Below are 13,487 nucleotides of genomic sequence, written 5' to 3' on the forward strand. Positions count from 1 at the left end.
GTGTATTGAACTAAACTTTACGCTTGCTGTCTATTTGGCCTGACAGGGTGAGCCGCCCCAAAGGTGGCCGAGCCCGTTTCATGAACGGACGCCGGATAGCATCAATGACGCAGCGAAACTTGGTACAGGCCGGACAGCTGGCCATCAAATCAGGGAACCCCGGCAACCAGTCCATGACTCCTGATACAGAGAAACTACAGGGCGAGCACACCGACAGCCAGACGGATCTGCAGTTGGTCCGCAAGGTGCGCAATGGCGATCGTGCCGCCTTCGATCTGCTGGTGGTCAAGTACCAGTCCAGGGTCGCTTCTATTATAAGTCGGTACGTGTACGACAGTCAGGAAGTCATGGATCTGACTCAGGAGACCTTCGTCAAGGCGTTCAGGGCAATCGAACGTTTCCGGGGAGACAGCGCCTTTTACACCTGGCTGTACCGGATTGCCGTGAACACCGCGAAGAACTACCTGGAATCCCGGGGACGGCGTCCTCAGGGCAGCGCCGACTCGGCGGAAGCGGAGAATTTCGATGAGGGTTCCCGGCTCCGGGACACCGCATCGCCGGAACGACTCCTGCAGAGGGAACAGCTCCAGAAAGAGTTGAACAGGGCCATTGCCCAGCTTCCTGAGGAGTTGCGGTCTGCGTTCCTGCTCAGGGAATACGATGGCCTCAGCTATGAGGATATCGCAGGCATCCTGGAGTGCCCGATCGGTACCGTCCGTTCACGAATATTCAGAGCCCGGGATGCCGTTGATCGGCATCTCGGTCCCTTGCTCAACCACTCGGTGACGTAATTGAGGTTGCATCCCATGGATGATCGTCTCAGAGAAACATTGTCCGCCATGATGGACGACGAAGCTGACGAACTGTCGGTGCGCCGACTGCTGTCACACGATCGCCAGGACGAGGTGCGGGCCCAATGGCAGCGATGGCAGGATGTGCGGGACCTTATGCATGATGGTCACTCACCGGCCCAGGGCATGGATGTCAGTGTTGCCGTCCGTGAATTGCTGGATGGGCGTGCCGCCAGTACCGCCCGGCCCGAACTCGTCGGTCACGACAGAAAAACCGGCCGTTGGCAATGGCCGGCCGCTGCCATGATTGCCATGGCGCTATTGGTAGGCTTCGGCGCCGGCGCCGGCTGGGATTCGTCAGACACAGGCCCGGTTCAGCCCGTAACGGCTGCCGCTCCGGAAGCACAGACGCAGGATCAGCCGGTCAGGGAAATTGCCCTGCAGGGGCTCGATGATGAGCAGTGGGAATACATGAGCCGCTACCTGCTGGAACATGCGCAGCACAACAGTGTTGGTGCCGGGCGGGGTGCCGTTGGTTATGCACGGCTGGTCAGCGCCAATGGTACCGGTTACTGACACCGTGGAGTGAGTGTAATCATGCATCTAGACCTCATCGCTGTTTTCCGAAGCCGGACGCTGTCCGCACTGGCGTGTTTGGTGCTGGCATTTGCCGGACCGGCTCCGGCGGTGGCCGATGATGAGGCATCCTCCTGGCTCGAGAGGCTTGGGCCGGCGTTGAACATGACCTCCTACCGCGGGGTGTTCGTATACGCACGGGGTGACAGCGTGCACTCCATGCAGATTGCGCACAGGTATAACGACGGTGTGGTTGAGGAGCGTCTGGTGCTTCAGGATGGTGGCAGCGGCGAGATCGTTCGTAAGGGTATGAACGTGGTGTGCGTGCTTCCCGAAAGAGGTCGGGTGAAGCTGGATCAGGTGATTCCCTCGGGGCCGTTTGCCGAAGCATTCACCAGTCAATTGATGCCGGTCAATCGCTGGTACCGGGCCGAAATGAAAGGTGAGGACCGGGTCGCCGGTTACGATGTGGTGTCGGTGGCATTGAGCGCCAGAGATCCTTACCGCTACAGCCATCGGTTGTGGCTCGAGAAATCCACCGGACTTCTGGTCAAGAGCCATGTCCGGAATGCCGATGGCGAAGTTCTGGAGCATTTCCAGTTCACAAGCCTGCACATTGGCGAAGACATTCCTGACAGTGAATTTGAAATTCGAACCGAGGGCCGCGAGATTTCCACCACGCTGGACGAACCCGTTCACCAGGAGTCTGTCGTTCAGCGTATGAACGGGTGGCAGCTTGGCTGGCGTCCGGACGGTTTTGTTCCTGCCGCGGCGCCGCGATCAGGCAAGGGCCAGGCGGTTGCCTTCTCTGATGGCCTGGCAGCGTTTTCCGTGTTTGTTGAGCCCGCCGGCCCGGTGAACATGCCCACAGGGGCTTCCCTTATCGGAGCTACGACGGTTTACATGCATCAGGTAAAGGAAGGCGATAATGCCTTTCTGGTCACCGTTGTGGGTGAGCTGCCCCCGCAGACAGCTCGCCAGGTTGCAGAATCGGTCCGTATTGAGGACGCGCTGGCCCTGGGTACGGGTGAATCGTGATTACCGAAATCGGAAAGGTTGTTGCACTGAAGGGCGATCGTGTCTGGGTCCAGACGATTCGAACCAGCGCCTGTCAGAGTTGTGCCGCCCGTAACGGTTGTGGTCAGAAAGTCCTGGCAGCGGCATCCGGTGGCCGCGCCAACCAGATTCTGGTGGCGAACTCGGTCGATGCCAGGGTTGGTGATGAGGTCACCATCGGCATCGACGAGCAGGCCTTGCTGGGGGCTTCTCTGTTGGTCTACGCCGTACCACTGATCCTGATGGTGGTCGCCAGCATCCTGGGGCATCAGTGGTCCGGCGGGCACGATGGCGCGGCAATGCTGGGTGCCGTCCTGGGTCTTTCGGCAGGGTTCTACGCAGGGCGGAAATTTCAGCGAGCTGGCGGCAAGGATTATGAGCCCCGGCTGGTCCGGGTAAACCGGGTTGCCTCTGAAAACTGTCTGTAAATCCTACGGTTTTTTAAGTTGAAAATCGGTGGGTTGAACCCAAAATTAAGCCCAGGTGTGTTAAAAACAAAGGGGATACATCATGTCGAGTGCAACATTGGTTGCTCAGTCGTCACCGAATTATATGCCCGAAAGGATGTCAGCCGCTTTTTTCCTGCTGCTGTCTGTTGCCGTCCTCCTTGGCTGGAGCCAGGCCAGCTCAGCCAGGGGCTTGCCCGATTTCACCGAACTGGTTGAAGACAACGCCGGCGCGGTAGTGAACATCAGCACCAGCAGTGAACCCAAAGGTGGCAACTCCCGCAACCCAGGAATGCCATTCGATGAGCGTCAGCTGGAACAGTTGCCCGAATTCTTCCAGGACTTCTTCCGCGGTCCCCAGTCTCCGTTTGGCGGTGGTCCTGGTAACTCGCAACCGCGTCGCTCCATGGGTTCCGGGTTCATCGTATCCTCTGATGGCTACGTGCTTACCAACAACCACGTGGTGGAGGGCGCCGACGAAATCATTGTGCGACTGAACGACCGACGCGAATTGCCTGCAACTCTGATTGGAACCGATCCCCGTTCAGACATGGCGGTTCTCAAGATTGAGGACGGTGATAACCTGCCAGTGGTAAAAGTGGGCCAATCCCGAGATCTGAAAGTGGGTGAGTGGGTTTTTGCGATTGGCTCGCCGTTCGGCTTCGACTATACGGTGACTGCCGGAATCGTCAGTGCCCTGGGTCGCTCGCTGCCGTCTGAAAACTACGTGCCTTTTATCCAGACCGACGTTGCTATTAATCCCGGCAACTCGGGTGGCCCCCTGTTCAACCTGGACGGTGAAGTGGTGGGTATCAACTCCCAGATCTATACCCGCTCTGGTGGATTCATGGGCGTCTCGTTTGCTATCCCCATTGATGATGCCATGAACGTTTTCCGTCAGTTGCGCGACGACGGTTCTGTAGCCCGCGGTTGGCTTGGGGTGCTGATTCAGGAAGTAAACCGTGATCTGGCCGAGTCCTTTGGTCTCAAGCGGCCCCGGGGTGCGCTGGTTGCCGAAGTAATGGCGGATTCGCCGGCGCGTGATGCGGGCCTGCAGGCAGGCGATATAGTCCTCAGCTACGACGGTGATGATGTTGAGCTTTCTTCTGACCTGCCGCCCATGGTGGGTCGTACGCCAGTGGGCGAAACCGCTGAACTGAGGGTGCTCCGTGGAGGTGAGGAAATAGAGCTTCAGGTCGAGATCGGCCGGCTCCCCGAGCAGGGAAGCCAGCAGGCATCTGCGCCATCTGGTGGCAGCGGCGGCCCGGGATCGGCACCGCTGGGTATGATGGTAGAGCCTCTGCCGGCAGAGATGGCAGATTCCCTGGGCGTTGAGGGCGGCGTTGTGGTCAGCAGTGTGGCCCGAGGCGCTGCGTCCGAAGCCGGTATCCGCCCGAGGGATGTGATCACGGAGATCAACCGCCAGAAGGTGACATCGGTGCAGGACTTCCGCGAGGTAGTGCGGGCATTGCCCGATGGCAAGGCGGTATCGGTCCGCGTGGTTCGTGAGGGCCGGGCGCTGTACCTGGTGATGAAGCCCTGACGCTGGCTCGCTGAGCCCGATCGTCATATACAAAAGCCCCCGCAGGTGTTGGAAACGACACTTGCGGGGGCTTTTGTTATACTCGGCAAACCAAAAAAACGAGTGGCCATGGAACGGACCAGCCCCCATGATGAACAGACAGGAACTCTCACTCCGCAAGCTACTGGAATTTCGCAACGCCTGGGTGGCGTGGCTGATTTTTGCCGTTGCGATTGCCGTCACCCTGCTGCTCTGGCAGGTGTCCATACGGCTTGTTGAAGACCGCACGGAAGCCCGATTCCGCACCCAGTCACTGCAGCTGAAGTCTGCCATCGAAGAACGCTTGCTCAACTACGAGCAGGTGTTGGCCGGCAGCGCCGGCCTGTTTGCAGTGACCGGGGATGTTTCCCGGGAGCAGTGGCGCGAGTATGTCGACAAAGTTGATATGAACCGGTATTACCCGGGCATTCAGGGGATTGGCTACGTCCGTCGTATCGGCGTCCGCCAGATGGCCGACCATATTGCCTCTGTTCGGGCCGAGGGGGTGCATAATTACCTGGTGAACCCGTTGGGCAGCGGTCCCTACTACTATCCCATGGTTTACCTGGAACCCGGCACCGATCGCAATCGTCGGGCCCTGGGCTATGATGCTTTCAGCGATCCGCTCCATCGCCAGGCCATGGAGCGGGCCCGCGATGATGCCGTCCCTACGGTAACAGCAAAGGTGGTGTTGGTTCAGGAAGAGCTTGGTGAAGACCAGGCAAGCTTCCTGATGTACTACCCGGTCTACCAGGGTGGCGACGTTCCCGAGATACGTGCTGAACGCCGCATGATGCTGGCAGGTTATGTGTTCAGTGCGTTCCGCATGAACAACCTGATAGACGGGATTGTCGGGTTGATATCGCCGTTTCTTGATGTCCGGATCTACGATGCCGGCGTGGCTGAGCGGCAGAATCTGATGTACGGCTCCAATCTGGGGTCCCTTGATAACGAATTCAGCTTCCAGATGAGTCAGACCATCAGCCATGGCGGCCGTGACTGGCTGCTGCAGACCCGTTCCACACCTGCGTTTGATTTTCTGGCCTCGGACCCCCGGCCCCCGATCGTTCTGGGAAGCGGGCTGGTGATCAGTGCATTGCTGTTCCTCTTCGTGCTTGCCCTGACCCGGTCTCGCCTGATGGCTCAGATCAGCGCCGGGCGTTACCGGGCCATTACCGAGGGGGCGGCCAATGTCACTCTGGTGATGGACCGCGCGGGGCGGGCTCTTTACGCCAGCCCTTCGAGTCTCGACATTCTCGGATTTGAACCGGATCAGGTGCAGGCGCTGAATTTCGAGGAGCTTGTTCACGGTGACGACTGGCCCCAGTTGCAGAGGGGCTTTGATGAGTCTGTGCAGGCGCCTGGCAAGCAGATGCCGGTAATCCGGGTTCGTATTCGCGATGCCGAGGGGCAATGGCGCGATATGGAAGGCACGTTCACCGCCATGTTATCGGTGCCCGGTGTCAATGGCGTGGTTCTCAGCCTGCGGGACCTGACGCAGCTCAAGGCTGCCCAGTCGGAACTGCACCGGCTGGCATTTTACGATCCGCTCACGGGGCTGGCGAACCGGCAACTGTTCCGGGACCGGCTCAATCATGTGGTCAGCCGCAGCCGTCGCAGCGGTGAACCGGCGGCGCTGATGTTCCTGGATCTGGACGGGTTCAAACGCATCAATGATACCCTGGGCCATGATTCCGGTGATGAATTGTTGCGTCAGGTGGCCCAGTGGCTGGTAGGCTGTGTTCGCGAAGAAGATTCGGTCGCCCGGCTTGGTGGCGATGAATTTGTGGTCCTGCTGTCCCGGATCAGCGACTCGGATGCCGCCGGTAAGGTTGCAGAGACGATTCTGCGCAGTCTGTGCCAGCGAATCCGGCTGAACGATCACGAGGTCGGTATCACGGTCAGTATCGGGATCACCATGATACCCCACGACAGTGAAGATGCCGGTACCCTGATGAAATACGCGGATCTGGCCATGTACCGTGCCAAGGAGCTGGGCCGGAACACCTTCCAGTTCTTCACGCCGGCCATGAACATCAAGGCCGCCCGCCGTCTCCTGCAGCAGGAGGAACTGGCCACGGCTCTGGATGGTGACCGCTTCGTTCTGCACTACCAGCCGAAGATTGATCTGGCCAGTGAGCGGGTCATCGGGGTTGAGGCCTTCTTGCGCTGGCACCATCCGGAGAAGGGGTTGGTCTCGGCCCAGCAATTTATCGGGCTGGCCGAAGAGACAGGGCTGATTGTCCGTCTGGGTGAATTGGCGCTCAGGCAGGCCTGTATTCAGGTCCAGGCCCTGGAGCGGGCCGGTTTCGAGTCTTTGAACATGGCGGTGAACCTTTCCGTTCGTCAGCTTACGGATTCCGGCTTTCTGGACATGATTCGCCAGGTCATCACCGAAACCGGTGTGTCACCCGAGCGCCTTGAACTGGAAATGCCGGCGGAACTGCTTAACGAAGATCCGCGGATGCTGAGGGAGTTGCTGGTTTCGCTTCATGATCTGGGCGTTTGCCTGATCCTGGATGATTTTGGCACCGGCTCCTGCTCACTGGTTGCGTTGCAACAGCTGCCACTGGATGTGATCAAGATTGATCACCGGTTCATTCGTGACATTCCCTATAATGTCAGTGCCACCGACGTGGCTTCTGCGGTGATAGCGCTGGCCCGGAAGCTCCACCTCACGGTGGTTGCGGAGGGCGTGGAAACCCCGCAGCAACTGAGCTTCCTCAAATCCCACGGCTGTGCCCAGTGCCAGGGTAACCTGTTCAGTTATCCGCTGGACGAGGATGCCCTGATTGGCTTCCTGATCCGGCAGTACGAAAGGCCGCTGATTTCCTGATCATGGCAATGGCGGCCGGTAACCGGTAAAATCACGCCGTTCCCGGATCCCGGTAGCGGCCCCTCCGGGCTCAATCCTTCGTCTTATATGAGTATTCATTGTCTGTGACTGAACTGAGCCGAATCCGTAACTTCTCCATCATCGCCCACATCGACCATGGTAAATCCACGCTAGCGGACCGTTTTATCCAGGTCTGCGGCGGCCTGACCGATCGTGAAATGGCCGAGCAGGTCCTGGACTCCATGGATCTTGAGCGTGAGCGGGGTATTACCATCAAGGCCCAGAGTGTCACGCTCCATTACAAAGCCCGGGATGGTCAGGAATACAAACTGAACTTCATCGACACCCCGGGACACGTCGATTTTTCCTACGAGGTGTCCCGTTCGCTTTATGCCTGTGAAGGTGCCTTGCTGGTGGTTGATGCCGGGCAGGGCGTTGAAGCCCAGTCGGTTGCTAACTGCTACACCGCGATTGAGCAGGGCCTGGAAGTGGTACCGGTTCTGAACAAGATGGATCTGCCCCAGGCCGAGCCGGAACGGGTGGCCGCGGAAATCGAGGATATTATCGGGATCGAAGCCTCTGACGCCGTTCGATGCAGCGCCAAGAGTGGCCTGGGTGTCGAGGATGTGCTCGAGGATCTGATCAAGAAGATCCCACCTCCGAAGGGTGACAGAAGTGCCCCTCTACAGGCACTGATCATCGATTCCTGGTTCGACAACTACCTGGGCGTTGTGTCTCTGGTCAGGGTGACGGAAGGAACACTCAAAAAAGGCGACAAGATTGTCATCAAGTCCACCGGCAAGGCCTGGAACGCCGACAAGGTCGGTATTTTCAATCCCAAGCCAAAGGACACCGATGTATTGGAGGCCGGTGACGTAGGCTTCGTGGTTGCCGGTATCAAGGATATCCATGGTGCGCCGGTAGGCGACACCATCGTGCATCAGAAGTTCGCTGAGCAGACACCAATGCTGCCGGGGTTCAAAAAGGTCAAACCCCAGGTTTACGCCGGGTTATTTCCCGTCAGCGCCGATGACTATAACGATTTCCGGGATGCCCTGGAAAAGCTGACGCTGAACGATGCCTCCCTGTTTTTCGAGCCGGAGAACTCCGACGCCCTTGGCTTCGGTTTCCGCTGTGGTTTCCTGGGCATGCTGCACATGGAAATCATTCAGGAGCGGCTCGAACGGGAATACGATATTGATCTGATCACGACGGCGCCGACGGTTATCTATGAGGTGGTTACCAAACAGGGTGAGACTCTGTCGGTAGACAACCCATCCCGGCTTCCGGATATTGGTTCCATAGAGGAAATGCGTGAGCCGATTGTGGAAGCCAATATTCTGGTACCCCAGGAGCATATCGGGAACGTGATTGCCCTGTGTGAAGAGAAGCGGGGCATCCAGAAGAACATGCACTTCATGTCGACCCAGGTCCAGCTCACCTATGAGCTGCCAATGGCTGAAGTGGTGATGGACTTCTTCGACCGTATCAAGTCGGCCAGCCGCGGCTTTGCTTCTCTGGATTATCACTTTACCCGGTTTCAGACCGCCAACCTGGTGCGACTTGATGTGCTTATCAATGGCGAGCGGGTAGACGCCCTGGCCCTGATCGTTCACAAGGAGCAGGCCCATCACAAAGGTCGCCAGCTGATCGAGAAGATGAAGGAATTGATTCCGCGGCAGATGTTCGATATTGCCATTCAGGCTGCCATCGGTAACCAGGTGGTGTCCAGGGTTACAGTGAAGGCGCTGCGCAAGAATGTCACCGCCAAGTGCTATGGTGGCGACGTCAGCCGGAAGAAGAAACTGCTGCAGAAGCAGAAAGAAGGTAAAAAGCGTATGAAGCAGCTGGGTAATGTCGAGGTGCCTCAGGAAGCGTTTCTTGCCGTACTGAAAGTGGACAAATAAAAGGCCTCCTGGATGGATATCGATTTTCCCCTGGTACTGGTGGTACTGACCTTTGCGACGGGTCTGGTCTGGCTGGCGGACAAGCTGTTTCTTCGGGCGCGTCGGCTCGAAGCCTACCGCGCCAGTGGCGATGCTGCCGCGGCGGGGGATGGTCCATCCGCAGAGTCGGAGGAGCCCAAGGAACCCTATCTGGTTGATCTCAGCCGCTCCTTTTTTCCGGTGCTGGCGATTGTGCTGGTTCTGCGATCTTTTCTGGTAGAGCCGTTCCAGATTCCGTCGGGGTCCATGCTGCCTACCCTGGAAGTGGGCGACTTCATTCTGGTCAACAAATTCGCTTACGGGCTCAGGCTGCCGGTTGCCGGAACCAAAGTGGTTCCGTTGGGCGATCCCCAGCGTGGCGACGTCATGGTGTTCCGCTATCCGGAAGATGGCCAGACCAACTACATCAAGCGAGTGGTCGGTTTGCCGGGCGACCATATCCGGTACCGCGACAAGCAGCTGTTTATAAATGGTGAGCAGGTGGAAACCCGTTTTATCGCGAGACTGCCACCAATGGAGCTGCGACGGGTAGATCTGGGTAATGTCGAACACGACATTTTCCTGACCATGGGGCAGCGCGGCGGCAGTGGTGAGGGCGAATGGCAGGTGCCCGAAGGCAGCTATTTTGTCATGGGCGACAATCGGGATAACAGTAATGACAGCCGCTACTGGGGCATGGTCCCCGACGAGCTGGTCGTGGGCAAGGCCTTTGCTATCTGGATGCACTGGAAATCCCTTACCAGTCTGCCATCCTTTGATCGTGTAGGCGGAATCGAGTAACTCGGACTATCTGGAGCTCAGTCATAATGAAGAAAAACAATCTTTCCGGCATGGGCCGTCAGCGCGGAGCGTCGGCCCTGACCATGATGGTCATGGTGCTGTTTTTTGGCGGCCTGCTGACGCTGGTGATCAAACTGGGTCCCGCCTATCTGGATGACATTACCATTCAGGAGGCGCTGGAAAGCCTTGAAGGCACTGAGGGTCTGTCGCAAATGGGGCCAGCCCAGGTACGCACGCTGATCAACAAACGACTTAGCGTGAACAACGTCCGGGGCTTTGACGCCAAGAACATTTCTGTCGATAAAGATGGCGACCTGGTCGTCATAAACGTTGATTACGAAGTGCGTAACAACCTGTTCAGCAATGTGGATACGGTTGTTCATTTCAAGCACCAATATGAGATGAAGGGCAAGTGAGTTCACAACCGGATCTGGATCAGTTACAGCGGCGCATCGGCTATCAGTTCAAATCGCCGGAGCGGCTTCTGCTGGCACTTACCCACCGGAGCTATGGGAATCAGAATAACGAGCGTCTGGAGTTTCTCGGTGACTCCATTGTCAACATGGTCATCGCCGAGTACCTTTTCCTGCACTTTGAAAAGGCCCGTGAAGGCCAGTTGAGTCGGCTGCGCGCCCGCATGGTGAAGGGAGTGACGCTGGCAGAGATTGGACGCGAGTTCCAGCTCGGCAGTTACCTGCGGCTGGGGTCTGGAGAACTGAAAAGTGGTGGTTTCCGGCGCGAGTCCATCCTGGCCGACGCGGTGGAGTCCATCATCGGTGCGATCTATCTGGACAGTGATTTTCACACCTGCCGGGCGCAGGTGTTACGCTGGTTCGAGCACCGACTGGAGAAACTGGACCTGCAGGACACCCAGAAAGACCCGAAGACCCGGTTACAGGAATACCTCCAGTCCCGCCAGTTTCCGCTGCCCCGCTACGACGTTATTTCCGTAGACGGCGAGGCCCACAACCAGACATTCCATGTATCCTGTGCATTGCCTTCGCTGGACAGAAAAACCACCGGGACCGGCAGCAGCCGCCGGGTGGCCGAGCAGCAGGCAGCCCGCAACGCCCTGAAAGAGCTGGGCGTGGAGAACCAGTAATGAACGATATCACCCGTCCGGAAAATCCGGACAGCCGCTGCGGCTTTGTTGCCATCGTGGGCCGTCCCAACGTCGGCAAATCCACGCTGCTGAATCATATCCTTGGCCAGAAACTGAGCATAACGTCCCGCAAGCCGCAAACCACCCGGCATCAGGTGCTGGGTATCAAAACGGTGGGTCCGGTGCAGGCCATCTATGTGGATACGCCGGGCATGCACGAGGAAGAACCAAGGGCGATCAACCGTTACATGAACAAGGCGGCTACGTCGGCGCTGATTGATGTGGATGTGGTGGTGTTCGTGGTGGACCAGCTGGCCTGGACGCCCGCGGATGAGATGGTGCTGGAGAAACTCAGCCGGCTGAAATGCCCTGTGATCCTGGCGGTGAACAAGGTCGACAAGATCGAAAAGCGGGAAAGCCTGCTGCCACACCTGGATATGCTCTCGAAAAAGCGCGAGTTTGCCGAGATTATTCCACTGTCGGCCCTGAAGGAGACCAATCTGGAACCTCTGGAAGAGGCCGTGGGCCGTTACCTGCCGGAGAGTATCCACTTCTACCCCGACGACCAGATCACGGATCGCAGCGAGCGTTTCCTGGCCTCCGAAATTGTCCGGGAAAAAATCACCCGCCAGTTGGGTGCCGAGCTGCCTTATTCCGTGGCGGTGGAGATTGAGGAGTTCAAGCGGGAGGGCAAGACCCTGCATATTTCCGCCCTCATACTGGTGGAGCGTGAAGGCCAGAAGAAGATCATCATTGGCGAAAAGGGCGAACGGATGCGTCGGATTGGTCAGGAGGCGCGCACGGATATGGAGCGAATGTTCGACAGCAAGATCATGCTGAGGCTCTGGGTCAAGGTGAAGCGAGGTTGGGCAGACAGCGACCGGGCCCTGAAGAGCCTGGGCATGAACGACCTCTGAGGCGGCTATGAAGGGGCCTGAGCTGCAGGAGCCGGCTTATGTCCTTCACCGCCGGCCCTGGCGGGAAACCAGCCTGATGGTGGATCTCTTTTCCCTGAACCATGGTCGGATGACCGTGATTGCCCGGGGAGCCAACAGTGCCAAAAGCCCCCTGAAAGCTCAGCTCCAGCCCTTTCAGCCCCTGGTCGTGGACTGGACCGGCCGCGGAGATTTGAAGACCCTGACTCAGGTCGACGTGAGAGCCGGACCTACCCTGGCGAGGACAGTTTCCCTGTACAGCGGTCTGTACCTGAACGAACTGTTGCAGCGGATTCTGCCCGCTGCTGATCCCCATCCGACTCTTTTTGCGGCCTACATAGATGCAGTCGGGCAACTGTCCGACACCACGGACGTGGAGCCCGTACTCCGACGGTTCGAGCTCGCTTTCGCGTCCGCCCTCGGTTACGACTTTGCCTGGGACATTGCCACTGACACGGGGCAGTCCGTCGAGCCTGCCCGGAAGTATTGTTATGATCCGGAACAGGGCATTGTCTCCGGGCAATCCCCCGGTGTTCGTTTGCAGAATCTGTCGGGGGAGGTGTTACTGAATCTCGCCCGCGAGGATCTGCAATCGGACAGCAGTCGCCGGACGGCGAAACGGGTTATGCGAGTCCTTATCGATTATCTTCTTCAGGGGCGCCCCCTGAACAGTCGCAGTCTTTTCACTCACCTTCGGGGAGAATCTCATGAATCCTAGAGTACTGCTTGGCGTTAACATTGATCATGTTGCCACCCTTCGTCAGGCGAGGGGGACCCGGTATCCGGATCCGGTGCAGGCGGCTCTGATGGCCGAGGAAGCCGGCGCTGATGGCATTACTGTTCATCCAAGGGAAGACCGGCGGCATATCCAGGATAGGGACGTGTTGTTGCTCAAGGAAGTACTCCAGACCAAGATGAATCTGGAAATGGCGGTTACCGATGCCATGCTGGCGTTCGCCGAGCAGGTTCGTCCGGAATGCATCTGTCTGGTGCCCGAAAAGCGCGAGGAGCTGACCACCGAGGGCGGGTTGGACGTCGAAGGCCAGGAATCCCGGATAGCGAAAGCCTGTGAACGCCTCGCACGGATTGGCTCCGAAGTGTCACTGTTTATTGATCCGGATCCTGCTCAGATAGATGCCGCCGTTCGCTGCGGCGCACCGGTGGTGGAATTGCATACCGGTGAGTATGCCGAGGCTGGCACGCCGGAAGCCGAGGAAACCGCATTCAAAACAATTGCCGATGCCGTTGCCTACGCTCGCAAGAAAGGGCTGATCGTCAATGCCGGCCACGGCCTGCATTACCACAACACAGAACGGGTGGCGGCGATCCATGGCATCAACGAACTGAATATTGGCCATGCCATCATTGCCCGCGCCGTCTTTACGGGCCTGAAAGAAGCGGTCCGGGATATGAAGGCCATTGTCGACCAGGCCCGGGTCCGGGCCTGATCAAGACACC

The 13,487-nt window shown here is 58.2% G+C and carries 13 protein-coding genes; all 13 read left to right on the forward strand.

Annotation, left to right across the window (positions count from 1 at the left end):
- Positions 1-104 precede the first annotated feature (104 nt).
- The 13 genes from rpoE (at position 105) to pdxJ (ending at position 13,477) form a co-directional block, all read left to right on the forward strand.
- Complete coding sequence (gene rpoE, locus ACESMK_RS11670; protein ID WP_372998577.1) at positions 105-791, forward strand: RNA polymerase sigma factor RpoE; 687 nt, start codon at positions 105-107, stop codon at positions 789-791.
- Positions 792-806: 15 nt separating this feature from the next.
- Positions 807-1,367 carry a sigma-E factor negative regulatory protein gene (locus ACESMK_RS11675; protein WP_372998580.1) on the forward strand — a complete coding sequence of 187 codons (561 nt, stop codon included), beginning with the start codon at positions 807-809 and terminating at the stop codon, positions 1,365-1,367.
- Positions 1,368-1,388: 21 nt separating this feature from the next.
- Positions 1,389-2,405: a MucB/RseB C-terminal domain-containing protein gene (locus ACESMK_RS11680; RefSeq protein WP_372998584.1), complete on the forward strand. Its 1,017-nt coding sequence runs from the start codon at positions 1,389-1,391 to the stop codon at positions 2,403-2,405.
- A complete protein-coding gene (locus ACESMK_RS11685; protein ID WP_372998587.1) occupies positions 2,402-2,851 on the forward strand; it encodes a SoxR reducing system RseC family protein in 450 nt (149 codons plus the stop codon). Before ACESMK_RS11680 ends, ACESMK_RS11685 begins: the two co-directional genes overlap by 4 nt.
- 136 nt (positions 2,852-2,987) lie before the next feature.
- Positions 2,988-4,412: a DegQ family serine endoprotease gene (locus tag ACESMK_RS11690; RefSeq protein ID WP_372998951.1), complete on the forward strand. Its 1,425-nt coding sequence runs from the start codon at positions 2,988-2,990 to the stop codon at positions 4,410-4,412.
- A 127-nt stretch (positions 4,413-4,539) separates the two neighbouring features.
- Positions 4,540-7,266: an EAL domain-containing protein gene (locus ACESMK_RS11695; protein ID WP_372998590.1), complete on the forward strand. Its 2,727-nt coding sequence runs from the start codon at positions 4,540-4,542 to the stop codon at positions 7,264-7,266.
- A gap of 104 nt (positions 7,267-7,370) precedes the next feature.
- On the forward strand, positions 7,371-9,173 hold the full coding sequence (gene lepA, locus ACESMK_RS11700; protein ID WP_372998593.1) for a translation elongation factor 4: 1,803 nt from the start codon (positions 7,371-7,373) through the stop codon (positions 9,171-9,173).
- Between the two features lie 12 nt (positions 9,174-9,185).
- Positions 9,186-9,992 (forward strand): signal peptidase I, encoded by an 807-nt coding sequence (gene lepB / locus ACESMK_RS11705; protein WP_372998596.1) that lies wholly within the window; start codon positions 9,186-9,188, stop codon positions 9,990-9,992.
- A 26-nt stretch (positions 9,993-10,018) separates the two neighbouring features.
- On the forward strand, positions 10,019-10,408 hold the full coding sequence (locus ACESMK_RS11710) for a DUF4845 domain-containing protein (RefSeq protein WP_372998599.1): 390 nt from the start codon (positions 10,019-10,021) through the stop codon (positions 10,406-10,408).
- Positions 10,405-11,094, forward strand: a complete 690-nt coding sequence (gene rnc / locus ACESMK_RS11715; RefSeq protein ID WP_372998603.1) for a ribonuclease III — start codon at positions 10,405-10,407, stop codon at positions 11,092-11,094. The genes ACESMK_RS11710 and rnc overlap by 4 nt, the downstream gene beginning before the upstream one ends.
- Positions 11,094-12,011 (forward strand): GTPase Era, encoded by a 918-nt coding sequence (gene era / locus ACESMK_RS11720; protein ID WP_372998605.1) that lies wholly within the window; start codon positions 11,094-11,096, stop codon positions 12,009-12,011. Before rnc ends, era begins: the two co-directional genes overlap by 1 nt.
- Before the next feature lie 7 nt (positions 12,012-12,018).
- Positions 12,019-12,747 (forward strand): DNA repair protein RecO, encoded by a 729-nt coding sequence (gene recO, locus ACESMK_RS11725; protein ID WP_372998608.1) that lies wholly within the window; start codon positions 12,019-12,021, stop codon positions 12,745-12,747.
- Positions 12,737-13,477 carry a pyridoxine 5'-phosphate synthase gene (pdxJ, locus tag ACESMK_RS11730; RefSeq protein WP_372998611.1) on the forward strand — a complete coding sequence of 247 codons (741 nt, stop codon included), beginning with the start codon at positions 12,737-12,739 and terminating at the stop codon, positions 13,475-13,477. Before recO ends, pdxJ begins: the two co-directional genes overlap by 11 nt.
- The last annotated feature ends 10 nt before the right edge of the window (positions 13,478-13,487 follow it).

The sequence above is a fragment of the Marinobacter sp. genome, assembly GCF_041687235.1.
In the GTDB taxonomy this organism is placed as follows: domain Bacteria; phylum Pseudomonadota; class Gammaproteobacteria; order Pseudomonadales; family Oleiphilaceae; genus Marinobacter.

Excerpts from the sequence above, each read along its gene's own strand:
- ACESMK_RS11675 (WP_372998580.1), top strand. The coding sequence starts at position 807 with ATGGATGATCGTCTCAGAGAAACATTGTCCGCCATGATGGACGACGAA.
- pdxJ (WP_372998611.1), top strand. The coding sequence starts at position 12,737 with ATGAATCCTAGAGTACTGCTTGGCGTTAACATTGATCATGTTGCCACC.
- ACESMK_RS11680 (WP_372998584.1), top strand. The coding sequence starts at position 1,389 with ATGCATCTAGACCTCATCGCTGTTTTCCGAAGCCGGACGCTGTCCGCA.
- rpoE (WP_372998577.1), top strand. The coding sequence starts at position 105 with ATGACGCAGCGAAACTTGGTACAGGCCGGACAGCTGGCCATCAAATCA.
- ACESMK_RS11690 (WP_372998951.1), top strand. The coding sequence starts at position 2,988 with ATGTCAGCCGCTTTTTTCCTGCTGCTGTCTGTTGCCGTCCTCCTTGGC.
- era (WP_372998605.1), top strand. The coding sequence starts at position 11,094 with ATGAACGATATCACCCGTCCGGAAAATCCGGACAGCCGCTGCGGCTTT.
- recO (WP_372998608.1), top strand. The coding sequence starts at position 12,019 with ATGAAGGGGCCTGAGCTGCAGGAGCCGGCTTATGTCCTTCACCGCCGG.
- ACESMK_RS11695 (WP_372998590.1), top strand. The coding sequence starts at position 4,540 with ATGATGAACAGACAGGAACTCTCACTCCGCAAGCTACTGGAATTTCGC.
- lepB (WP_372998596.1), top strand. The coding sequence starts at position 9,186 with ATGGATATCGATTTTCCCCTGGTACTGGTGGTACTGACCTTTGCGACG.
- ACESMK_RS11710 (WP_372998599.1), top strand. The coding sequence starts at position 10,019 with ATGAAGAAAAACAATCTTTCCGGCATGGGCCGTCAGCGCGGAGCGTCG.